Source organism: Exiguobacterium sp. ZWU0009 (assembly GCF_000798935.2).
GTDB lineage: Bacteria > Bacillota > Bacilli > Exiguobacteriales > Exiguobacteriaceae > Exiguobacterium_A > Exiguobacterium_A acetylicum.
Map to the genome: position 1 here is coordinate 155001 of NZ_CP018057.1, position 23773 is coordinate 178773.

General features: G+C 49.2%; 22 protein-coding genes, 7 tRNA genes and 2 rRNA genes (1 of these 31 running past the window's edge). 26 read left to right on the forward strand and 5 right to left on the reverse strand.

Annotated elements, in window-relative coordinates:
- From L985_RS00935 to L985_RS01025, 19 genes are all read left to right on the forward strand, one after another.
- A 23S ribosomal RNA gene (locus L985_RS00935) occupies positions 1-2358 on the forward strand (it extends 556 nt beyond the left edge of the window).
- A 47-nt stretch (positions 2359-2405) separates the two neighbouring features.
- Positions 2406-2521 (forward strand): 5S ribosomal RNA (rrf, locus tag L985_RS00940).
- Positions 2522-2532: 11 nt separating this feature from the next.
- Positions 2533-2607, forward strand: a tRNA-Asn gene (locus L985_RS00945).
- 2 nt (positions 2608-2609) lie between these two features.
- Positions 2610-2684: transfer RNA gene (locus L985_RS00950), tRNA-Glu, on the forward strand.
- Positions 2685-2697: 13 nt separating this feature from the next.
- Positions 2698-2770 (forward strand) — tRNA-Thr (locus L985_RS00955).
- A gap of 37 nt (positions 2771-2807) precedes the next feature.
- A tRNA-Tyr gene (locus tag L985_RS00960) sits at positions 2808-2891 on the forward strand.
- A gap of 4 nt (positions 2892-2895) precedes the next feature.
- Positions 2896-2968, forward strand: a tRNA-Lys gene (locus L985_RS00965).
- Positions 2969-2974: 6 nt separating this feature from the next.
- A tRNA-Gly gene (locus tag L985_RS00970) sits at positions 2975-3046 on the forward strand.
- A 9-nt stretch (positions 3047-3055) separates the two neighbouring features.
- Positions 3056-3131 (forward strand) — tRNA-Ala (locus tag L985_RS00975).
- Between the two features lie 211 nt (positions 3132-3342).
- Positions 3343-4251 carry an arginase gene (gene rocF / locus L985_RS00980; RefSeq protein ID WP_029343103.1) on the forward strand — a complete coding sequence of 303 codons (909 nt, stop codon included), beginning with the start codon at positions 3343-3345 and terminating at the stop codon, positions 4249-4251.
- Between the two features lie 125 nt (positions 4252-4376).
- Entirely contained in the window at positions 4377-4940 is a 564-nt protein-coding gene (sigW, locus tag L985_RS00985; protein WP_023466660.1) for an RNA polymerase sigma factor SigW, read from the forward strand.
- Between the two features lie 16 nt (positions 4941-4956).
- Positions 4957-5577, forward strand: coding sequence for an anti-sigma factor (locus L985_RS00990; RefSeq protein ID WP_029343104.1), 621 nt, complete (start codon positions 4957-4959; stop codon positions 5575-5577).
- Positions 5578-5656: 79 nt separating this feature from the next.
- On the forward strand, positions 5657-6517 hold the full coding sequence (gene cdaA, locus L985_RS00995) for a diadenylate cyclase CdaA (RefSeq protein WP_050676886.1): 861 nt from the start codon (positions 5657-5659) through the stop codon (positions 6515-6517).
- Positions 6517-7803, forward strand: coding sequence for a CdaR family protein (locus L985_RS01000; protein WP_047392124.1), 1287 nt, complete (start codon positions 6517-6519; stop codon positions 7801-7803). The genes cdaA and L985_RS01000 overlap by 1 nt, the downstream gene beginning before the upstream one ends.
- 29 nt (positions 7804-7832) lie before the next feature.
- Positions 7833-9188, forward strand: a complete 1356-nt coding sequence (gene glmM, locus L985_RS01005; protein ID WP_029343107.1) for a phosphoglucosamine mutase — start codon at positions 7833-7835, stop codon at positions 9186-9188.
- 412 nt (positions 9189-9600) lie between these two features.
- On the forward strand, positions 9601-11397 hold the full coding sequence (gene glmS, locus L985_RS01010) for a glutamine--fructose-6-phosphate transaminase (isomerizing) (RefSeq protein WP_047392120.1): 1797 nt from the start codon (positions 9601-9603) through the stop codon (positions 11395-11397).
- Between the two features lie 77 nt (positions 11398-11474).
- Positions 11475-12041: a hypothetical protein gene (locus L985_RS01015; RefSeq protein WP_047392115.1), complete on the forward strand. Its 567-nt coding sequence runs from the start codon at positions 11475-11477 to the stop codon at positions 12039-12041.
- A 23-nt stretch (positions 12042-12064) separates the two neighbouring features.
- Complete coding sequence (locus L985_RS01020; RefSeq protein ID WP_052169414.1) at positions 12065-12832, forward strand: alpha/beta hydrolase; 768 nt, start codon at positions 12065-12067, stop codon at positions 12830-12832.
- 38 nt (positions 12833-12870) lie between these two features.
- On the forward strand, positions 12871-13470 hold the full coding sequence (locus L985_RS01025) for a short chain dehydrogenase (protein ID WP_047392111.1): 600 nt from the start codon (positions 12871-12873) through the stop codon (positions 13468-13470).
- A gap of 37 nt (positions 13471-13507) precedes the next feature.
- On the opposite strand, the gene L985_RS16910 is transcribed toward L985_RS01025, so the two are convergent.
- Positions 13508-13681: a hypothetical protein gene (locus tag L985_RS16910; protein ID WP_156772479.1), complete on the reverse strand. Its 174-nt coding sequence runs from the start codon at positions 13679-13681 to the stop codon at positions 13508-13510.
- A gap of 129 nt (positions 13682-13810) precedes the next feature.
- Between L985_RS16910 and L985_RS01030 the strand changes: the two genes are divergently transcribed.
- From L985_RS01030 to L985_RS01045, 4 genes are all read left to right on the forward strand, one after another.
- On the forward strand, positions 13811-14371 hold the full coding sequence (locus L985_RS01030) for an isochorismatase family protein (RefSeq protein WP_047392107.1): 561 nt from the start codon (positions 13811-13813) through the stop codon (positions 14369-14371).
- Positions 14372-14384: 13 nt separating this feature from the next.
- Complete coding sequence (locus L985_RS01035; protein WP_029343116.1) at positions 14385-14867, forward strand: GNAT family N-acetyltransferase; 483 nt, start codon at positions 14385-14387, stop codon at positions 14865-14867.
- Positions 14864-15757, forward strand: coding sequence for a phosphotransferase family protein (locus tag L985_RS01040; protein WP_047392103.1), 894 nt, complete (start codon positions 14864-14866; stop codon positions 15755-15757). Before L985_RS01035 ends, L985_RS01040 begins: the two co-directional genes overlap by 4 nt.
- Before the next feature lie 64 nt (positions 15758-15821).
- Positions 15822-16814: an NAD(P)/FAD-dependent oxidoreductase gene (locus tag L985_RS01045; protein ID WP_047392098.1), complete on the forward strand. Its 993-nt coding sequence runs from the start codon at positions 15822-15824 to the stop codon at positions 16812-16814.
- 61 nt (positions 16815-16875) lie between these two features.
- Here the strand turns inward: L985_RS01045 and L985_RS01050 are convergent, their stop codons facing one another.
- Entirely contained in the window at positions 16876-17208 is a 333-nt protein-coding gene (locus L985_RS01050; RefSeq protein WP_023466681.1) for a winged helix-turn-helix transcriptional regulator, read from the reverse strand.
- Positions 17209-17330: 122 nt separating this feature from the next.
- Here L985_RS01050 and L985_RS01055 point away from each other — a divergent pair, with 122 nt between their 5' ends.
- Positions 17331-18185 (forward strand): SDR family oxidoreductase, encoded by an 855-nt coding sequence (locus L985_RS01055; protein WP_047392089.1) that lies wholly within the window; start codon positions 17331-17333, stop codon positions 18183-18185.
- A gap of 74 nt (positions 18186-18259) precedes the next feature.
- Positions 18260-19111 (forward strand): PPK2 family polyphosphate kinase, encoded by an 852-nt coding sequence (locus tag L985_RS01060; RefSeq protein ID WP_047392085.1) that lies wholly within the window; start codon positions 18260-18262, stop codon positions 19109-19111.
- Between the two features lie 42 nt (positions 19112-19153).
- On the opposite strand, the gene L985_RS01065 is transcribed toward L985_RS01060, so the two are convergent.
- The 3 genes from L985_RS01065 to garR all read right to left on the reverse strand — a co-directional run bounded on the left by L985_RS01065 (position 19154) and on the right by garR (position 22902).
- On the reverse strand, positions 19154-20497 hold the full coding sequence (locus L985_RS01065) for a GntP family permease (RefSeq protein WP_047392081.1): 1344 nt from the start codon (positions 20495-20497) through the stop codon (positions 19154-19156).
- Positions 20498-20568: 71 nt separating this feature from the next.
- On the reverse strand, positions 20569-22008 hold the full coding sequence (locus tag L985_RS01070) for a four-carbon acid sugar kinase family protein (RefSeq protein ID WP_047392077.1): 1440 nt from the start codon (positions 22006-22008) through the stop codon (positions 20569-20571).
- A gap of 3 nt (positions 22009-22011) precedes the next feature.
- Entirely contained in the window at positions 22012-22902 is an 891-nt protein-coding gene (gene garR, locus L985_RS01075; RefSeq protein ID WP_047392074.1) for a 2-hydroxy-3-oxopropionate reductase, read from the reverse strand.
- 185 nt (positions 22903-23087) lie between these two features.
- On the opposite strand from garR, the gene L985_RS01080 reads away from it, so the two are divergent.
- Entirely contained in the window at positions 23088-23705 is a 618-nt protein-coding gene (locus L985_RS01080) for a GntR family transcriptional regulator (RefSeq protein ID WP_047392071.1), read from the forward strand.
- Positions 23706-23773 lie beyond the last annotated feature (68 nt).

Genomic DNA, 23773 nt, shown 5'->3' on the forward strand with positions numbered 1-23773 from the left:
TGAAACCGTATGCCTACAAGTAGTCAGAGCCCGTTAACGGGTGATGGCGTGCCTTTTGTAGAATGAACCGGCGAGTTACGATAACGCGCGAGGTTAAGCCGATGAGGCGGAGCCGTAGCGAAAGCGAGTCTGAACAGGGCGTTCAGTGCGTTGTCGTAGACCCGAAACCAGGTGATCTACCCATGTCCAGGATGAAGGTCAGGTAACACTGACTGGAGGTCCGAACCCACGCACGTTGAAAAGTGCGGGGATGAGGTGTGGGTAGCGGTGAAATGCCAATCGAACCTGGAGATAGCTGGTTCTCCCCGAAATAGCTTTAGGGCTAGCCTCGAGGTTGAGAGTTCTGGAGGTAGAGCACTGATTGGACTAGGGGCCCCCACAGGGTTACCGAATTCAGTTAAACTCCGAATGCCAGCAACTTATACTCGGGAGTCAGACTGCGAGTGATAAGATCCGTAGTCAAGAGGGAAACAGCCCAGACCGCCAGCTAAGGTCCCAAAGTGTATGTTAAGTGGAAAAGGATGTGGCGCTGCCTAGACAGCTAGGATGTTGGCTTAGAAGCAGCCACCATTCAAAGAGTGCGTAATAGCTCACTAGTCGAGTGGCGCCGCGCCGAAAATGTAACGGGGCTAAACATACCACCGAAGCTGCGGATTCCGTAAGGAATGGTAGGGGAGCGTTCCAAACCGCTGTGAAGCTGTACCGGAAGGAGCAGTGGAGCGTTTGGAAGTGAGAATGCCGGTGTGAGTAGCGAAAAGAGGGGTGAGAATCCCCTCCGTCGAAAGCCCAAGGTTTCCTGAGGAAGGCTCGTCCGCTCAGGGTTAGTCTGGACCTAAGCCGAGGCCGAAAGGCGTAGGCGATGGATAACAGGTTGATATTCCTGTACCGCCGATCCACCGTTTGAACAATGGGGGGACGCAGGAGGATAGTGACGCATGCGGATGGAAGTGCATGTGCAAGTTTCAAGACCGTCTGATTGGCAAATCCGTCAGGCACCAAAGTCAAGGAACGATGCGGAGTCCCGTAGGGACGTAGGTCACGATTTCACACTGCCAAGAAAAGCCTCTAGTGAGGGGGAAGGCGCCAGTACCGTAAACCGACACAGGTAGGCGAGATGAGAATTCTAAGACGCGCGGGATAACTCTCGTTAAGGAACTCGGCAAAATGGTCCCGTAACTTCGGGAGAAGGGACGCTCTACATGAGTAGAGCCGCAGTGAATAGGCCCAAACGACTGTTTAGCAAAAACACAGGTCTCTGCTAAATCGCAAGATGACGTATAGGGGCTGACGCCTGCCCGGTGCTGGAAGGTTAAGGGGATGGGTTAGCGCAAGCGAAGCTTTGAACCGAAGCCCCAGTAAACGGCGGCCGTAACTATAACGGTCCTAAGGTAGCGAAATTCCTTGTCGGGTAAGTTCCGACCCGCACGAAAGGCGTAACGATTTGGGCACTGTCTCAACGAGAGACCCGGTGAAATCATAGTACCTGTGAAGATGCAGGTTACCCGCGACAGGACGGAAAGACCCCATGGAGCTTTACTACAGCCTGATATTGAGGCTTTGTGCATGATGTACAGGATAGGCGGGAGACGTCGAGCCCGGAGCGCCAGCTTCGGAGGAGTCACCCTTGGGATACCGCCCTTCATGCATAGAGTCTCTAACTCGCAGCCGTGATCCGGCTGGAGGACCGTGTCAGGCGGGTAGTTTGACTGGGGCGGTCGCCTCCTAAACAGTAACGGAGGCGCCCAAAGGTTCCCTCAGAATGGTTGGAAATCATTCGTAGAGCGCAAAGGCAGAAGGGAGCTTGACTGCGAGACCTACAAGTCGAGCAGGGACGAAAGTCGGGCTTAGTGATCCGGTGGTTCCGCATGGAAGGGCCATCGCTCAACGGATAAAAGCTACCCTGGGGATAACAGGCTGATCTCCCCCAAGAGTCCACATCGACGGGGAGGTTTGGCACCTCGATGTCGGCTCATCGCATCCTGGGGCTGGAGTAGGTCCCAAGGGTTGGGCTGTTCGCCCATTAAAGCGGTACGCGAGCTGGGTTCAGAACGTCGTGAGACAGTTCGGTCCCTATCCGTCGTGGGCGCAGGAAATTTGAGGAGAGCTGTCCTTAGTACGAGAGGACCGGGATGGACGCACCGCTGGTGTACCAGTTGTTCCGCCAGGAGCATCGCTGGGTAGCTACGTGCGGACGGGATAAATGCTGAAAGCATCTAAGCATGAAGCCCCCTCCAAGATGAGATTTCCCTTTGAGTAATCAAGAAAGACCCCTCAGAGACGATGAGGTAGATAGGTCACGGGTGGAAGCATGGCGACATGTGGAGCTGAGTGATACTAATCGGTCGAGGCCTTGTTCTAGCAGATGCATTGTTGATGACTTCAGTTTTGAGGGCGCGAGCCCGTCGTCTGGTGACGATAGCCAAGTGGTCACACCCGTTCCCATGCCGAACACGGAAGTTAAGCACTTGAACGCCGAAAGTAGTTGGGGGCTTCCCCCTGTGAGGATAGGACGTTGCCAGGCATTTAATTTATTCCGCAATAGCTCAGTGGTAGAGCAACCGGCTGTTAACCGGTAGGTCGTAGGTTCAAATCCTACTTGCGGAGCCAATGGCCCGTTGGTCAAGCGGTTAAGACACCGCCCTTTCACGGCGGTAACACGGGTTCGAATCCCGTACGGGTCACCATTATACTTTTTGTGCCGGTGTAGCTCAGCTGGTAGAGCAACTGACTTGTAATCAGTAGGTCGCGGGTTCGACTCCTGTTGCCGGCACTGTTTTTCTCAATTGTATAAGTTTCCTAGACAAACTGGGGGGGTAGCGAAGTGGCTAAACGCGGCGGACTGTAAATCCGCTCCCTCGGGTTCGGCGGTTCGAATCCGCCCCCCCCCACCATGTCGAGCCATTAGCTCAGTTGGTAGAGCATCTGACTTTTAATCAGAGGGTCGCAGGTTCGAATCCTGCATGGCTCATTTCTTGCGGAAGTAGTTCAGTGGTAGAATACGACCTTGCCAAGGTCGGGGTCGCGGGTTCGAATCCCGTCTTCCGCTTTTTCTTTCGGGGCCTTAGCTCAGCTGGGAGAGCGCCTGCCTTGCACGCAGGAGGTCAGCGGTTCGATCCCGCTAGGCTCCACCAATTTTATTTAAAGATCTTAAGCGAGTTTCGTTCGTCTTAAGTTTTTTTTATATGAAATGCCAAGCATAACCAGAGTACGTACGCAAGAACACCGTGATTCCCTTCACGGTGTTTTTTTGTATATTCATGCGTTTTTTTGTTGAGTTGAACCACTCGTTTGTTACCGCTTACAATGTATGTAGAAGTGACTATGACATAGGGGGAATATCGTATGAACATCGCGTATATCAGCGTACCGTACCGTTATGGACAAGGAAAGCCGGGCACTGAACACGGACCTGCTGCTGTCGAAAAAGCGGGTCTACTCGCGACACTCGAAGCACGGGGACAAGAAGCAGTACGCTACGGGGAAGCGGCTGTTTTATCCGAGGATGCAGTCCGAGAAGAAGATCCGAAGCTGAAACGTCTTGAAGGCGTCGTCCACACGACGAATGACTTGCATCTAATTGTACGTGATGCGTTATCGGAGCAACGTTTTCCGTTATTAGTTGGTGGCGATCACAGCATGGCGATCGGAACGATTGCAGGGTTACGTCAGACTGTACCACGTCTTGGCGTCATCTGGTTCGATGCACACGGTGATTTGAATACACCGGAAACATCACCGTCTGGTAACATCCACGGTATGCCGCTCGCTGTAGCCCTTGGGGAAGGACATCAGCGTTTAACGGAAGTCGGAGGAACAGATGTCAAGCTGCAACCGGAACATCTCGTCTTCATCGGATTACGTGACGTTGATCCAGGCGAACAAGAGCTGATTGATCGTCTTGGTATTCGTGTCTATGATATGGAAGCGATCCGAACTCGGGGAATGGACGCGATCATGGAAGAAGCGATTGCTTATTTGAAGGAAACGACGGATGCGTTCTATCTTAGCTTCGATATGGACGGTCTCGATCCATCACTCGTCGTCGGTACAGGAACACGTGTCGCTGACGGTATTTTCTTAGACGATGCGAAGACAGTGCTCAAGCATTGCGCAACGGCAGAAGACTTCATTGCAGCTGAATTCGTTGAAGTGAATCCGTTACTTGAAGAAGGAAACGGAACAGCAGAACTTGCGAATGAACTAATCGGAGATCTACTTTTGGCAATGGAAACACATCGCTTAGTAAAATAATGGATAGAACTTGAACTCTTTTCATCGGGGTTCAAGTTTTTTTTGTTACAATTTAAAAGGAGATGAAACATTTATCGGTCGACTTCGTATAAGAGATTGACCGCATAGAGCGGGGGGTATTCAAAGTGGAAGAAACGACACTACGCTTAATTGAGCGAGTGAAACAGGGAGACCGTGATGCATTCGCGGCACTTGTTGATCTATATAAGGAAGGTGCCTTTCTTGTGGCTTTCCGCGTCTTGCGCGATCGAATGGAGGCGGAGGATGCGACACAGGAAGCCTTCATCCGTGTATTTACGAAAATTGATTCGTATAATGCACAATGGAAGTTCCGGACTTGGTTGTACCGAATCGTCACGAACGTATCGATTGACCGATTACGGAAAAAGAAACCTGATTATTCTCTTGATGCTGAGATGTCAGGTACTGAAGGACTGACATTGTATTCACAACTCGAGAGCAAGGACACCTTGCCGGAGGACCAAGTGGTCGATAACGAGCAACGAAACGAAGTCGGGGACGCGATTGCAGCTTTACCAGAAAAATACCGTGTCCCACTCGTCCTGAAATATGTAGAGGATCTTTCGCTAAAGGAAATCAGTGAAATGATCGAATTACCTGTCGCTACTGTCAAAACTAGAATTCATCGTGGACGAGAAGCGCTGAAGAAGCATTTTGCCAAACGATGAGAAGGAGGAACTCACCATGTCACGAGAGCATGTACATGAACGGATCCAGGATTATTTAGATCAAAATCAACCACCTGAGGAATTCGAGCGATTAGAAGCAGAGTTACGAGAAGTAGACGCGATGGACGAGTTCGAAGAGTATCGACTCCTTGATGCTCGACTGCGTCAACTTCCAGCGCCCAAATTATCGGCAGATTTTACATCCCGCGTGCTGGCACAATTGCCCGACCAGGTGGAGACGCCAAGCGCTGCTTTGCTGCACCAACCGCAACCGTCTCGTTTTGGAGGGAAGATGAAGCAGTACCCATTGCTCGCGGCAGCGGCTGTTTTCTTACTCTTGTCGGTCGGTAGCCTTGGTGGTTATATGGCACAAGAAGAACATGACTTATCCTATACGAATGCACCAGGTATCGTCGCTCAAAATGGCGAGGTCGTCGTTCCGAAAGGCGTCACGGTCGATCAAGATCTATATGTCGAAGGTGGGAACGTCCGAATCGAAGGGAAAGTCAATGGCGACGTCATGACCGTTGACGGGAAAGCTTACACGGCGAGTGCTGGTAGCGTGACCGGAGAAATCAAGGAAATTGATCAATTATTCGAACGCGTTTGGTACGGAATCAAGCGTCTATTTCAATAATCAGCTGGGACGAGTCGAACTCGTCCCTTTGTGCTATAATGGAAACTGTTTAAATCAGATGAGTTAGGGGGCACGGTTGGTGAATTACTTCAGCTGGCAACCACTTCAATTTCAATTGTTGAAACTGGGAGAAAACGTACATTGGTACGATTATATTAATGACGTGATTGATATTGCGGTCGTGACGTTCGTCATTTACCGTCTCATGATCATTGTCAAAGGAACAAAAGCAGTCCAGCTCATTAAAGGGATCTCGGTCATTTTGATCAGTTGGTTCTTGAGTGGCTTTTTTGGACTTAAAACATTGCAATTCTTATTGAATCAAATCATCACCTACGGGTTACTGGGGATCATCATCATCTTCCAACCCGAACTAAGGCGTGGACTGGAACACTTAGGACGAACGAGTAAATTCTTCTCACGTAGTGCCATCAGTGATGAAGATGAACAAGTTCGAATCGTCGATGCACTCGTATCGTCTGCTCAGTACATGTCAAAACGTCGTATCGGAGCACTCGTGACGATTGAACGCGAGACAGGACTGAGTGAATACGTGGAGACGGGCATTCCGCTCGGTTCACAAATCACGAGTCAGTTGCTGATCAACTTGTTCATTCCGAATACTCCCTTACATGATGGTGCCGTCATCGTCCAGCAAGGCAAGTTAGCAGCAGCCGCTTGTTACTTACCGCTGTCTGAGAGTGCACATATCTCAAAAGAGCTTGGAACACGTCACCGCGCAGCAATTGGTGTCAGTGAGGTGACGGATAGCGTCACGCTCGTCGTCTCGGAAGAAACGGGTGGTGTCTCACTCGCCATCAATGGACGTCTGTACCGGGAACTCGACGAAGAATCCTTACGGACGAAGTTACTTGAGACGATCGTCAAAGCCGAACCGACGAATACTTCCTTCTTGAACTGGATGGGGGCGAAAAAATAATGTTCGAAAAGTGGTTCAATGAACGCTGGTTTTTACGCATCGTTGCCGTCGCCTTGGCCGTCATGTTGTATTTGATGGTCGCAGGTTCGAATACGACGGGAAAAAGTGATGCCGCTAGTCTATTACCGATCGCAGGACAAGGTTCGACGAAATTTGACGTGCCGGTCACGGTCCAGTATGATGAATCGCAGTGGGTCGCCTATAATATTCCAGATAGTATGGAAGTGACCGTCAAAGGGCCGTCGAGTAGCTTGACGATGCTCCGGCTCGTCCAGGATTTTGGATTATCGATTGATTTGAAAGGACTCGACCCTGGCTATCATCGTGTCCGTGTCACAGCAACCAGCTTCGGAAAAGATGTCGAGGTGACGCCGAAACAGGAGACGATCGAAGTCTTCCTCGATAAGAAGATTACAAAGGAAGTACCGGTACAAGTCGCCTTACTGAATAAAAACAAAATCGCTGAAGGATATGTTGCTGGGGAAGCGCAACCGAACCAACAAACTGTTGAAGTCACGGGAGGCGCAGAGAAGTTACAGGCGATTTCAGCAATCCAAGTACCGATCGATGTGACCGGTCGGGCAGAGACGTTCAAAGAGACGTTCAATGCTAAAGCGACTGACACGAACGGGAATACGATCAGTGCATCTTATCAACCGGAACAATTAGAAATCACAGTACCGATCTATAAGGAAAGTAAGACGGTACCGATTAATGTGAAGACAAAAGACAACGTTAAAAAAGGATATACTGTCGTCAAGATCGTTCCCGTCACGACGGAAGCTCGTCTATATGGAACAAAAGAAGAACTAGAGCGTATCGGTTCTGTTGATACGGAAGCGGTCTCGCTCAAAGGATTGACGAAAACGACGGAAAAAACCGTCAAACTCGTTGAACCGGAAAACGCGACAGCGATGGATCCGACACAGGTCACTGTCAATATCGTCGTCGAAAAAGAAAATGCCAATTCGACGACAGAAACTGTCGAGGATCGAGCGGAGAAAACGATTCCGGGTGTGACGGTCACGTTGAATGGATTCGATGAATCAAAGTATACGATTGATTACAATCAAACGATTGATGTCGTCGTCCGCGGGAAAGAATCTGATTTAGCATCGATTGATGCGACGGATATCAAAGCGGTCATCGACGTGACAGGATTAAAAGAAGGAACGCATGGATTGCCGATCTCGTATCAGACATCAAAAGCCTTTGATGTCCTGCGTCCGGATAATATGGATGTCACATTAAAAGCGATTCCCCGGACATCGATTCCGACCAATTAAAACAAATTAGTGAAATGAGGAAATAACACATGGGTAAGTATTTTGGAACTGACGGCGTACGCGGCGTCGCAAACGTAGAATTGACACCGGAACTTGCGTATCGCCTCGGTCGAACAGGTGGTTACGTGTTGACGAAACACGAAAGCACACGACCAAAAGTCTTGATTGGACGCGATACACGTGTATCTGGTCAAATGCTTGAGAATGCACTCATCGCGGGTCTGTTATCAATCGGTGCAGAAGTCATGCGTCTTGGTGTCATCTCGACACCTGGTGTCGCGTACCTGACAAAAACGATGGATGCGACAGCTGGAGTCATGATCTCTGCATCGCACAATCCAGTGGAAGATAACGGGATCAAGTTCTTCGGTTCAGACGGCTTTAAGCTCGATGATGCAACAGAACTTGAAATCGAAGCATTACTCGATGAAGCAGAAGACACATTACCACGCCCAGCCGGAAAAGAACTCGGCTTCGTTCATGATTACTATGAAGGGGCTCAGAAATATCTCCACATGCTTCGTCAGACATCGGATGAAGATTTCTCAGGCATCCATGTTGCGATCGACGGCGCACACGGGGCGACGTCAAGCCTCGCACCACGTCTATTCGGTGACTTGGAAGCGGAAGTATCGACAATCGGTACAACTCCGAACGGACTCAACATCAATGATGGTGTCGGTTCGACACACCCTGAACATCTTGCTGCCTTCGTTAAGGAAAAAGGCGCGGACGTTGGTTTATCGTTTGATGGAGACGGCGACCGCTTGATCGCAGTCGATGAGAACGGCGATATCGTGGATGGCGATAAAATCATGTTCATCTGCGGGAAATACTTGAACGAACTCGGTCGTTTGAAAGACAACACGATCGTCGCGACGGTCATGAGTAACCTCGGTTTCCATAAAACCGTCGAAGAAAACGGGATGACGGCGCTTCAGACAGCGGTCGGTGACCGTTACGTCGTTGAAGAGATGCGTAAGAACGACTATACACTCGGTGGCGAACAGTCGGGACACATCATCTTCATGGACTACTCAACGACAGGGGACGGTATGTTATCAGGCGTCCAGTTGTTGCAAATCATGAAAGCGACAGGGAAGAAGTTATCGGAACTCGCAGCTGAGATGCCAATCTTCCCACAACGTCTCGTTAACATCCGTGTCTCAGACAAAAATGGCGCAATGAGCGGCCCTGCCGTGCAAGCGATCATTGCAGAAGTCGAAGCGGAGATGGCGGGCAACGGACGGATTCTCGTCCGTGCGTCAGGAACAGAACCACTCGTTCGTGTCATGGCGGAAGCTCCGACACAAGAAGCGTGTGATGCGTACGTCGAGCGGATCGCGAACGTCGTTCGTGAGAACTACGCGTTACAAGAAAACTAAGCAACCCGAAGCAGAGCGATTGCTCTGCTTCTTTTTTTACAATTATTTTAGAAAAATAGATTGAGATTTTTACAAAAAATAGGGATTATGCGTATTGAATAGAAAAATATCGGGAATAGTTACAAATACGTTACCTTTCTTGCTTTTTCAGATTAAAGTTCGTATGATGGTGAAGTCGGACAGAAACGGGGTCAGACGGAAACAAGAAGCGCCAGGGCTTTCTTCGTAGGATGAAAGCTGACGAGGTGGAGGTTTATCGAATCATTCGGCGGATGCCTCCCGGTACCAGATCCATACCGTAAATCGTTCTGAAATCGTCCAAGTGATTGGACGGACAAACAGACCGATCGGGATCCTCTCAACAAGAGCCGTTTCCTCTTTAGGGAAATACTTGTAAATGGAGAGATGTAACATGTGCGGAATCGTAGGTATGATCGGACAGGTCAACACGAAGGAAATTTTATTAAAAGGTCTCGAAAAGCTCGAGTACCGCGGCTATGACTCGGCAGGTCTTGCGTTCGTCAACGACGGCGTCCAAGTCCATAAAGAAGTAGGCCGGATTGCTGCGCTACGCGAAGTCGTTCCTGCTGAGGCAGACGGCACAGTCGGAATCGGACACACACGCTGGGCGACACACGGTGTCCCAAGCGTACCAAACGCACACCCACACCAAAGTGCGTCAGCACGTTTCACACTCGTGCACAACGGCGTCATCGAAAACGATGAGCAGCTAAAAGCAGAATTGAATGTCGATCTCCTCAGCGACACGGATACAGAAGTCATCGTTCAGATGATTGAAAAGAACTTCAACGAGACAGGTGACGTTGCGGAAGCATTCCGTCAAACACTCCGCGTCTTGCATGGTTCGTATGCCCTCGCATTGATCGATGCTGAAAATCCGGACGTCTTGTACGTCGCGAAAAACAAATCACCACTTCTCGTTGGTCTCGGTGACGGTACGTTCAACGTCGTCGCGTCAGACGCAATGGCAATGTTACAAGTAACGGATCAATTCATCGAGTTGCATGACGGTGAGATGATCATCTTGACGCGTGATAGCGTCACGATCCAAGATCTCGACGGGAACGTCCAAGAGCGTGAAGCGTACACAGCTGAAATCGATGCATCAGATATCGAAAAAGGAACGTACGCACACTACATGCTCAAAGAGATGGATGAGCAACCAGCGGTCATCCGTAACATCGTTCAAAAATATCAAAACGAAGCAGGCGACATCACACTCGACCAATCGGTCCGTGATCTCGTACTTGGTCGTGACCGTGTCTACATCATCGGTTGCGGAACAAGCTACCATGCTGGTTTGATCGGAAAACAGTTGATCGAACAAATCGCAGGCATCCCGACAGAAGTTCACATCTCTTCTGAGTTCGGATACAACATGCCACTATTGACAGAGAAACCGCTCTTCCTCTTCCTTTCACAATCAGGTGAAACAGCGGATAGCCGTGCCGTTCTCGTCGAAGCGAAGAAACTCGGTCACCCGGCACTGACGATCACGAACGTTCCAGGATCAACATTGTCACGTGAAGCAAACGCAACATTGTTGCTCCACGCAGGTCCGGAAATCGCCGTTGCTTCAACAAAAGCGTATACAGCGCAAATTGCTGTTCTCGCTGTCCTTGCGTTTGACCTTGCTCAAGCGAAAGGGATTGCCGTCAACTTTGATCTCATGAAGGAACTCGGTAAAATCTCAAGTGCGATGGAATCGGTCATGTCTCAAAAAGATCGCTTCCAAGAAATCGCGACAGAATACTTGTCTGAGTCACGAAACGCGTTCTTCATCGGTCGCGGACAAGATGCGTACGTCGGGATGGAAGGTGCATTGAAACTCAAAGAGATCTCGTATATCCAAGCAGAAGGATACGCGGGTGGAGAGCTCAAGCACGGTCCGATCGCCTTGATCGAAGACAACACACCTGTCATCGCGCTTGTGACACAACCACACGTTCACCTCAACAACCGTGGGAACGTCAAGGAAGTCGTCGCACGTGGTGCAAACGCGTGTGTCATCGCAGCAGAAGGTCTTGAATTGCCGACGGATGCATTCGTCATCCCAGCAGTCGAGCCACTCTTGTCACCGCTCTTGTCGGTCTTACCACTTCAATTGATCTCATACTACGCGGCACTCGGTCGCGACTGTGACGTCGATAAGCCACGTAACTTGGCGAAGTCAGTAACGGTTGAATAAGAAAACAAATCGACTCCAAACGATAGCCGCATCAAAGCGTCTGCCGTTTGGAGTTTTTTATATGAGAGGAGAATAAGATGAACCGATGGCTTGCAGCATTCCCTAAACGATATGAACAAGACGTTCGGATCGTTAAAGCATGTTTACCATTTGGATGGACACGCTTATCACCAGGGGCGATCGAAGTAAATGTAGAGCAGGAACAGATACAGATTCCGATGCGCGTATACATGCCAGAAGTCGCGTCCGAGCGAATTGAACAGTTGACGCCAACACAACAGACGATGTTATATTGCCTCTACACGCGTCATCATGACGGTTATGTCCGTGAGCATTATCTCCAGCAGTTGCTTAAAAATCGTCCGCGCGACGGATGGGTCCTCGCCTATATCATCGAACTTGCTAGTGAGTACGTCCGTGAAATTGTCGACAGCATCGTACCCGTAATCGAGCAATGGGATTCGGAAGTGAAACGACAATTCGTCGAGGATGACCCAAGATACATGAAGCGGACCGAAGACCGAATGATCAGTTACTGGAATGCTTATTACCGGACGAGTGGGGAACGACGATCCGAAGCGGACTACCCAGGCTTTCGGATTATAGAATCGTTACGGGAGGATGCTTCGGTAGAGGAAGTCTGAAGAGATGAAAAGGAGGTGCGCACTTGATTACGAAATCAAAGGATCTGTACTTAGAAGGACCTGGACCTGCTATTTTGTTGTTACATAGTTTTACTGGAAGTGCGAATGAGATGCGGGGCCTCGCTCGTTTTTTACATGCAGCTGGGTACACCTGTTACGCGCCCAATTACGCCGGGCACGGGGAATCGCCGGAGCGGTTGTTTGCGACGACGATCGAAGACGTCTGGCAGTCCGCGCAAGTCGGACTCGCGTTTTTACAAGATCGAGGACACACCGACATCTTTTTGATCGGACAATCACTCGGTGGAGTGATGGCACTTCGACTGGCAGAACAGTCAGGATGTGCCGGACTCATCTTACTCTCGACGCCGATTCTTGAGCGGACGATTGCCGGACTCGAGCACCGCGTCCTTCGTTATACGGAACGGTATTTTCAATTTGACGATCGTTCGCCGGAGTGGATCGTAGACTTTGTCGACCGTCATTTTCCACGCCCAGAAAAAGACTTACGAGCACTGCAACAGTTCATCCTCGACACAGGAGTCGTCTTGCCGAAGATCACACAGCCCATCGCTCTATTCCTTGGCGCATTAGATGATGCCGTCTATCATGCAAGTCTCGAGAGAATCGAAACGACGGTGCCGAGCCAAGATCAGAAAAAGGTCCTTCTTCCGAACAGTAAACATTTACTGACGCTCGATCGGGACAAACAGCGTTTGTTCGAAGAAATCCTTATCTTCTTGAAGACCCATCCGGTACATTCCTTGAAACCATCATCTGCTGTGCAGTAGGCTAGATAGGTAAGCTAGACGTGAAAGGGGAAGGGATCATGCGAGTTTTAGTAGTAGGGGCAAGCGGAACGATTGGGCAGGCAGTCGTCGAACAGTTGAGTGGGCGGCATGACATCATTCGTGCCGGACGAACCGGAGCGGATGTACAAGTCGACATCACATCAGAGGAAAGTATTCGGGCAATGTATGAAACAGTCGGCTCTGTTGACGCCGTTATTAGTGCCACAGGTGGCGCTCATTTTGGTCCATTGACGGACTTAACACCGGAGCTTAATCAAATCGGGATCGACAGTAAACTAAAAGGTCAGATCAATCTCGTCTTGCTTGGTTTAGAGTCAGTACGAGACGGCGGAAGCTTTACGCTGACGACCGGCATCATGATGGACGATCCGATTCGCCAAGGCGCATCTGCTGCGCTTGCTAACGGTGGAGTCAAAGCGTTCGTTCATGCAGCAGCGATCGAGATGCCACGAGGCATTCGGATCAACAGCGTCAGTCCGAATGTACTGATCGAGTCACTTGAAAAGTACGGACCCTTCTTCCGTGGTTTTGAAGCCGTTCCGGCGTCACGTGTCGCGACGGCGTTTGAGAAAAGTGTCGAAGGGGCACAGACGGGGCAAAATTACGAAGTCTATTAAATGAAAAAGCAGGTAGCGAAAATCGCTATCTGCTTTTTTAGAATCCGGATAGGATATAACGTTCGATTCCGAATAGTAAGAGAGTGATTCCGAGACAAATAAGTAAGTTACGGACGAACCAGCGACCTGTCATCGTCCGGTTCATGATCAGTTTCTCCAGTGTCAGATTAACGAGAAGTACACATAAGAAGATAACGCCAAACCAAATCATCCAGACACATCCTTTCCTTCTTCTTAACGAATCCAACAGCTAAAAAGTTTCGCGTCTGTCAAGAGCAGGAAATCATTCAGATGAACGGGAAGGAAACAAACAGTCGATTTTACAAGGAGGAACATGACGATGAACCAAGCGGTCCTAGTGATTGATTTTCAACAAGAACTCGTCGACGGGAACACGGAAGAACGTCCAGTATACTTAAAGGAACAAGTCGCGCACGTCATCGAAGGGGTCGTACTCGAAGCAGACGATCGGAACATCCCGGTCGTCTTCATTCGGGATCTCGACGTCGCTGGCGGAACAGGACCTGGGTTTGCGGTCCATGACTCGATTCCCGTTCCAGCGTCAAGTGTCACGTTTGATAAAGCGGCGACGAATGCGTTTCATGGCACCCCCTTGCTTGATCATCTACAGCAAGCATCAATTGACCATCTGATTGTCTTAGGCTGTAAGACGGAACACTGCATTGATACCCCGGTGCGCAGCGCGACGGTGCATGGTTTTGATGTCACACTCGTCGCAGATGGGCATACAACAAACGGCTCCGATGTCCTGACTCCGGAGCAAATGATCGCTCACCATAATCAAGTCTTGCACGGTCATTATAACGTCGAACATTTTGCGATCGTTCGTCCGTCAACGGAAGATGTCTTCACCCCAACCCACAATGACTACCGGACATGAAGAGGAGAATAAGATGATTGAATTACGAAAAATAACAGCGCCCGATTACGAACGCTACGCGACGCTCGTCCAAGACGAACGTGTCATGCGTTATATCACGGAGCAGGCATTAACAGATGCGGAAACGAAACAACGCTTTGACCGAATCCTTGAACAACAGCAACACGACCGACTCGGATCGTATCTGATTTATGCCGAAGAGACATGGATTGGAATCGGGCACATGTCCCGGAGTCAAACGCAACCGTTCGAAGCAGAGCTCGGCTACATGCTATTACCCGATCAATGGGGACGCGGATACGGTACAGCGATTGCAGAGCGCCTGTTACAGTTAGCGACGGAAGAGGAGTTGCGGGTCGTCACGGCGACGATTGATCCAGCACATGAAGCTTCGCGTCGTATTTTGATCGGATTAGGTTTTGAATCGACCTATGTGGGACCGATTGACGGTCTACCAGGTGAAACGCTACAGAAAATGCTGGGGACGACAACATGACACGAGACGAATGGATTGAACATTTTCAACTCGACGTCGCGGTATGCGCGACCGTCGACGAATCGTATAGTTCTGAAGTCGATCGTCTCGTCCTATCGGATGGTCAGGTCGTTTTCTTGAAACGCCCGTATACGGCTGAAAAGTGGTACCGGGAGCGTGGCTGGATTCATGCAATAGAAGGGTTTGTACCCGTGCCGCACATCTTAGCTGAGGCAGCTCCCGGGCAGACGACCGGGGCGTTCGTGCTTGCTGCCTTACCAGGACAGGCACCGGTTACGATGACTAAAAAATTGGCGTACGAAATTGGTCGAACGCTCGCAATGCTGCATACGTGCACAGGAGAAGCCTACGGCGAGTATACGGAAGATGGATTTTATGCCTATCCGGTTCAGGATTGGCGGTATTTTCGGAATGAAAAACTCGATGGATTCATGCCGTTCATCACGTCCGAACTCGACCCCGGTTTTTTAGAGAACATCCAAATAGAGTTAGTCAGACGGGAACAGTTGTTACCGGAGCCTTCACGTCCCGTTGCCACACATTGTGAGTTCCGACTAGCGAATTTATTGGCGGTAGGTGATCAAGTCACAGGGGTGATCGATTTCGAGACGACCCGCTATGGGGCCGTCGAGATGGATTTCACGAAGATCGTCCGTAATCTCAATACATTCGGTTCCATTTACGTCACGGCATTTCAAGAAGGATACGCGACGTTACACCCAGACGTGCCGATCGAGACGTATCTTTCATACTATCGTTTGTGGGAAGCACTCACGGCCGTCGGATGGTGCATCAAACGTGGATTAGAAGAGCACCGAGCATTCTTTGAGGAGAACATCGCGCTTATCGAGCAGGAATTACAGACGACGAGCATATCGGATGGGTATTGATTCACCCATGTCTTGGAAGAAACCTCTATACTTAGGGAAATGAGGAATCTGAGGGGGAAGCAAGATGACAGGAAAACGAATCGGAATCATCGGTGGTGGACTCGCCGGGATCTTTGCGGCACGTCAATTACAGGCGGCAGGACATACTGTTGAAATCATCGAAAAAAGTCAGAGCGTCGGGGGGCGAATGGCGACTCGTCGTGTTGATGAAGGAACAGCGGATCATGGGGCCGTCTTCTTCACGGTTCGGACGGAAGAGTTGGAACGTGAAGTCGACGACTGGCTTGAGAAGGGATGGGTTCGTAAGTGGTTCGGAACGGATTTTCCACGCTATGTCGCAACGAACGGCATGAATCAACTCGTACAAGCGATTGGTCGAGGAATTCCCGTTCAGTTGAATGAACAGGTCACGCATATTATGGCAACGGAGGACGAACTCGTCACACGAGCGACAGATCATCAAGGTACGTATGACGCGTTACTCGTGACGGCGCCTGTGCCGCAAGCATATGAACTGTTGCAGGCTTCCGATCTGACACTCGGAGAGGACGATCATGAGCAGTTGCGTCAGGTGACGTTCGAGCCGACATTCGTTGGTCTGTTTGAAATCGAAGAGCGACTCACGATCGGAGAAGTCGGTCTACAAGATGAACAACTCGTCGATGGAATGTTGAAGCTCGTCAATAATGCCGAAAAGCAGATTTCGAAGACGACACTCCTGAGCGTCTATATGACAGCCCGCTTCAGTGAAGACTGGTACGAGCGTCCGGAAGAAGAGACACTCGCTGAAGTCGAGCGTCTGTTACAACAGCAACTCGGACCGGTGACGATTGTTTCGCGTCAGCTCAAACGTTGGCGTTATGCTCAGGCGCGCGCGGTTTACCGGACACCATACTTAAAACTAGCGGCACATCCGCTTTGGCTTGCTGGTGATGCGTTCCTTGAAGCCGATGATGCGTCAGGGCGGACGCGCGTCGAGAGTGCTGTCATCTCTGGATTACGTGTCGCTGAAGCCATCGACACCCACTTACGTCAGACGGTGACAGCGACGGAATAGTCAAAAACATGCACTTCTTTTCTGAATCAAGAAGAAGCGCATGTTTTTTTGTTACTCACGATCATTCCCCCTGAAAGTGTTGCTCACTCCAAGCTGCCATTTGGTCAAGAATCGGTAAAAAACTATGTCCGGCATCCGTCAGTGAATATTCAACGCGAGGAGGAACTTCGCCAAAGACGTGTCGTTGAATCAAACCGTCCGCCTCGAGCTCACGAAGCTGACGCGTCAATGTTCCCTTAGAGATGCCTGTTAATTGTTGCAGTTCATGAAAACGATGTGTCCCATGTGTCAGGTGCCACAGCAAGATGATCTTCCATTTGCCAGCTACCATCTGTTGGACCCGAGTGACCGGACAAGCCGTCCGTTGATTGGTCGTTGAATCGAATACAGCCACGTTTATCCTCTCCCATTGGTTCGTTTTGAAGGACCTAGTTTCAGATAAGTGCCTACTTTTTTTAGTGTATCACCTGGCGTATCATGAAGAACAACATCAAACTTCAAAGGAGTGGTTTTATCATGAAATGGTTAATTACAGGAGCGACTGGAAAATTAGGTACACGGATCGTGCAGCATCTTAGTGAGCAAGTCGGCAATGAACATGTAGCGGTTAGTGTCCGCGACGTCGAAAAAGCGGCAAGCCTTACGGCGCAAGGAATCGACGTTCGACACGGTGATTTCGATCAGCCGGAAACACTCGGACAAGCATTTCAAGGCATCGACCGTCTGCTGATCATCTCGACAGACGGTGAAGAGAGCACGCGGATCCGGCAACACCAAGCCGCTGTCACGGCAGCAAAAGAAGCAGGCGTCAAACTGATCGGCTATACGAGCATCGCCAATGCGGCACACAGCACGAACGGACTTGCGCGAACACATCGGGTCACAGAAGAGGCGATTCAAGCGACAAATATCCCGTATGTCTTTTTCCGTAACAACTGGTATCTCGAAAATGAACTCGGAACGATTGAGGCCGTCGCACAAGGCGCAGACTGGTTAACGGCAGCAGGTGAAGGCAAAGTCGGATGGGCGTTACAAGATGAGTATGCGCTAGCGATTGCGACGGGACTGACGCTTGAAAATCCAAAAGCAATTTATGAACTATCAGGTCCGTTGCATACACAAGCAGAACTCGCGACTGCAGTCGGAACAGTGCTTGACCGACCGGTCGCTTTAGATGAAGTAGATGGCGCGACCTATGGCGAGCGGATGCAAGCAGCTGGCTTACCGGATTTCTTGATTCCAATGCTGACTGGTATCCAGGCAGATATCGCAGCAGGAACTCTGGCAGTGGAAAGTACGGATTTTGAAGCATTACTGGGTCGTCCGGTAACGACACTAGAAGAGGGAGTTCGTCTTCTTTCGAAAAGATAAGTTCATCTGAACGTTTTCAGGAGGAGTGAGTAGGGTAAATCCCCTTTAGAAGCAATTAAAGGAGGAGCCCTACCATGAAACTGTCATCCTATCGTGTTAAGGAAGGCGAGCAAGTCTCGTTTTCGAATTACCCGACATCAGAAGAACATAAAATTTCGGAAGCAGAATTGCGAGAGAAGCGAATTCCGAAAAGTGTCGAGACGTTACAAGAGTTACACTGGCGTTTGCATGCCGAAGAGAAGAACGGCGTCCTCGTCATCCTGCAAGCAATTGATGCAGCAGGGAAGGATGAGGCAATCAGCTACATCTTTTCTAACTTGAACGCACAAGGACTCCGAACGATTTCTGTCAAAAAACCGTCGGATACGGAGCAAAAACACGACTATCTATGGCGGATCCATGAAGGACTACCGGAAAAAGGGGAAGTCGGTATCTTGAACCGTTCCTATTATGAGGAAGTCATTGCGCCACGAATCCATGATTTGCTCGAGGAGGAAGAAAAGCCGGATGATGGAGACGTCTGGCAGATGCGCTACCGTCAAATTAATGACTTTGAGCGCTATCTCGTCGAGAACGGCTTCTGGGTCGTCAAGTTCTTGTTCCATGTCTCAAAAGAGGAGCAACGGCAACGGTTGTTGACGCGTCTGAAGGATCCAACGAAAAACTTCGAATTCTCGTTCAGTGATATTGAGGAACGTAAGCACTGGGATGAATACCATGAGATTTTTGCTGAGCTCGTCTCGGCGACATCGACATCGTATGCACCGTGGTACATCTTGCCGGCAGATGACGAATGGTATTCCCGCTATATCGTCACCGAAGTCATGAATGACGTTCTGAAAGAAATTGATCCGCAATATCCGAAGTTATCGGAAGAAGATCAGGAACAGCTGGATGAAGCGATTAAACGATTGGAAAACGAATGAACAAAAATGCCACCGATGAACGTCATCGGTGGCATTTTTTAGTTAGAGTCCAGGTAAAATCCCTGTGAATAGACTTAAGAGGAAGACCGTAGCGAGCGCTGTTAAACCAGCGATAAAGCCACCGCCCGTCCAAGCAAGAAGTGTTTGGGGAATCGTCAATTTACCAAACCGGTTGACGACCCAAAAACCTGAATCGTTGGGTAAAGAAAGTCCAATCCCACCAGCACAAATCGCTAGACCAAGAAGAATGGGAGACACACCTAATTCTCCGACCATCGGACCGAGAATACTCGATGTCGTGACGAGGGCGACCGTCGCTGATCCAAGTGAGGCCCGGAGGATTTGCGAAAAGATGAATGCCAGCAAGAGAACCGGGATGCTCCAGTTTTGCATCGTCGTAATGAGATGATCCCCGATGCCACTATTATTGATGACGGCACCAAAGGCACCACCGGCTCCGGTAATCAAGATGATGATTCCAGCTGAACTGATCGCTTCCGAGTATAAGCGTGCGTTCGGGATTGCGATGTATGGGCGTAATAAGATGACAGCAGCAAAGACACTAATCAATAAGGCAACGTTTTTCTCACCGATGAATCCAAAGAACGTCGCAACCGAAGTTCCGGGAAATAGCAGTTGAGAGACCGTATTCAATAAGATCAAGACGATGGGGAGAGCTAACATAAAGAAGCTAAGCCCTGTGCCGATTTCTTTCTTTGGTAAATCCGCTGGGTCGATCGAGAGTTCTTCGATATCGCCAGAATGCTTAATTCGTTTTCCGATGAACATACCGTACAGGTAACCACCAACGAGAGTAGCTGGAATGGCGACGATGATACCATACAGAATGAAGAAGCCGAGCTCTGATCCTGTATTTTCTGCGACGACGAGTGGTCCAGGTGTCGGGGCAATCATGTTATGCGAGACGATTAGACCGACACCGAGTGCCGTAACGAAACTAACGACGGAGATGCCTGTTTTAGAAGAGAGCGAACGAATTAATCCACTTAAGATGACGAAAGCTGCATCAAAAAAGACAGGAATGGAAACCGCTGTTCCGGTCAGGGCAAGGCCGGCAGAGGATTTTTTAGGTCCGAACACATTCAAGACAGCTTGGGCAATCTTTTCGACAGCACCCGATGCACCAAGAAACTGACCAAAGATGACACCAAGACCAATCAGGATACCAACACCCGCGAGTGTGTTCCCGAAACCAGTCGTGACGACGGAGGCGACTTCTTTGACAGGCATCCCGATGGCTAAAGCCGTCAAGATGGAGATCGCTACAAGTGCCAGAAACGGTTCGATTTTAAGCTTTAAGATGGAAAAGAACAGTAGAGCTAGAGACAGAATAAAAATGACGACCAATAAATTACCCGTAACCATCAAGATCTCTCCTTCATATCATGAATTCCGCTGAGGTGATGACTCACCTCTTGTATACGCTTACAAAAATATCAAATGTGAAGTAACTCTGCGACTTCTTTTAGCGTCGTCTTCGAACCGACATTCCCTGGGAAGATGACGTATGTCAGTCCGGGGAACTTACTTTCGGCTCCTGTTTTCCAAACCGGAATGCCCGGTTTGACTTGACCGGCAACAGTTGCTCGTTTGACTTTCAGACCTGTCGTCCCGATATCACTCGACGTGATTCCGCCTTTAGCGATGATGTAGCTTGGACGTACATGCAAACGGGTGACGATGCTTGTCACAGCGTCAGAAATTTTTACGGATAGCTTTAATTCATTCTCTTGTTGATTCTCTCCTAGGTCGAGACGTTCTCGTCTCGTATAGACGGCAACTGTCTGTCCAGACGTAATCAATTGTTCCGCCGTCGTGATGATTCGATCGATTTCTTGTTCGAATTGATCAGGAGACAGGACAAGATGGACATCAAACTCAATGAAATGAATGAAGTCACACGTTTTTAATTCCGCAAGTTGCTCTGTCGTTTTTTGGACATGTGATCCAACCATGATCAAACCGCCAGACGTCGTATCGGACACGAGTTCTTCTCTTGTCAGGAGGGGGCGCTGATTGATTCCACCAATGACTTTCGTAAAGGCCGCGGCCGTCCGGAATAAAAATCGTTTTCCTGCATTCATCGCGCGAATCAGGGCGATCGTCGCGACCTTGACGTCGAGATAATCCGTCGCATTGATGATGATTTTATTGAAATCTTGAGCGTTCATCAGTTGTGCCACGAGTGAGTCGAGACGAACCCGTCGTAAATCATCCAGTGATAAGGAAATGACGGCATCTGCCGGAAAAGCTCCATCTGATTTTTCCTCTGCCCATTCTCCAAGATGCGAAGCGGAATAACCGAACGTCCGGTCCTTTGCGAACTCCGTTTGTCCTGCTGGTACGAGTGTGTCGTCTTCAAGCACATAATGGACATCGTCAATCGTAAAACGACCACCTTCTTGGAAGAATGGCATCAGGATTTCACCGTCGAAGTGACCACTGGACTGTTGTTCGAGAGTTTGGCGTAAGACATCTGTTTCGAGCGGATAATGCCCACGTAACGTCGAATCACCACGACTAATTAAAATAAACGGCTGATTCCGTTGATCGGAAACGGCTTGGACGGTAGCCGCGATATCTTCGTGGACTTGTCGTGTTTCTTCACGCGTAAACCCACGAGAATTCGTCAAAATAAAAAACATTGACGGGTCTTCGTTGAATCCGGCCTCGATACTTTCGCTCGTCCAGTCAGTATAGACAGAGACGCCATGGACGGTCTGCACACCTGTTGGATCATCGTCGAGAACGATGATTTTATGAGGAAACTGATGTAAGGCTTCAACTAACAATTCATCGACTACTGCTGCATCCGGTAAAGACGGTAATTGGTTAAGTGTCGTTTTACTTGGTAATGTCGGGAATGTCGAGATCATTATTTACACCTTCCTTACTTCAACATGTGCTAATTTTTCGTAGTACTGAATGATGCCGCCGTGATCATCTGCAGCTTTCCCATCAATTTTCAATGCATGGAAAATTTCAACGAGTTGGCTAGAGAGGGGTAAAGGAACACCAATCTCATGCGCGGTTTCCATGACGTTCGTCATATCTTTTAAGTTGATATCGATGCGTCCACCGGCAACGAAGTTTCGCTCTAGAATCAATGGTACTTTCGCATCAAGCACGGCACTACCAGCAAGACCGCCGCGGATAGCTTGATACATCTTCTCCACATCGATGCCTGCTTTCGCAGCGAGCGTCAATGCCTCGGACATGGCAGCGATATTTAAGTTAACGATGATTTGATTGGCAAGTTTAGCTGTCACACCGCTCCCGTTTTTGCCGACGAGCGTGACGCTTGCACCGACGACTTCAAGGAGTGGTCGGACGGTTTCAAAGACGTCGTCTTTCCCGCCGACCATGATGGAAAGCGTCCCGTCGATTGCTTTCGGTTCTCCACCACTGACGGGTGCGTCGAGCATCTCGACTCCGCGTAGTGCTGCTTGTTGTGCAATCTCGACCGAGGCGACAGGGGAAATCGAACTCATATCAATCAAAATCGTTCCAGCTGTAGCCGTTTGTAAGAGACCGTTTTCTCCAAGGACGACTTGCTCGACATGATGCGAAGCCGGTAGCATCGTGATGATGACATCACACGTCGCTCCCATATCAGCAGGTGTTCCGAATACCGCACCCGCTTGAACGAGTGTCTCGACACTTTCGGTATTTAAATCATTCACCGTGACGTCATAACCGGCTTTTAGTATATTCAAGGCCATCGGTTTTCCCATGATGCCTAAACCAATAAATCCAACGCGTGTATTCATTTGATCAAACTCCTTTTTATAAAAAGATAGCGCTTTCATAAAGTCTTTAACCGAATTGTACACACTAAGTTCATTTTTGTATACAATTTATTTAAAAATGTATACAAAAATATGTTTCTTTCCAATTCCCAATATTAAACTTATACTTTGAACTAGAAGAAATTCGAATGTAGGAGACGATGGCTGTGGGGAAGAAAACGACGCAATTAGCATATGTTCAGGCATATGAATACATCCGGGATCGCATCTTAAACGGAGAACTGGAACGTGGAACGAAGTTAGTCGAAGAGCGTCTAGCTGAGGAAATGGGAATTAGCCGTACTCCCGTCAGAGATTCGATTCGAAAACTGGAGCAAGAAGGATTGATTAGGGAAAAACGTGTCGTCAATCCGAGCGACATGGATTTGCGACACATCTTTCAAGTCCGGATGTTGCTTGAAGGTTTCGCAGCCAGTCATTGTGCGACATATATGCGAGAAGCCGATTTAGAAAAGTTGAAGCAGTGTGTCGAAATCGGTAGAACGGGCGAACTCGAAGAAGTGATGGCGGCGAACAAGGAATTTCACGATGTGATCGTCGGGGCAACGAACAACCCGGTGATGATTGATATCATCGATCGGATGCAATCCATCATCTATCTATTCCGTAAGACCGTTGTCCACCACAAACGACCACTCTTGATTGAAGAACATGATGAGATCTATCAAGCGATTCTGAATCATCAACCAGAAGAAGCGGAGCGATTGATGAAGGCGCACCTTCAACTGGATTTAGAATTTTGTTTGAACTGGATGAAAGGATGAACGAGTTAGATATCGTTCATCCTTTTTTACATCTTGACGCGTTCTCAGGACAAATGTCCTGTTCAAAT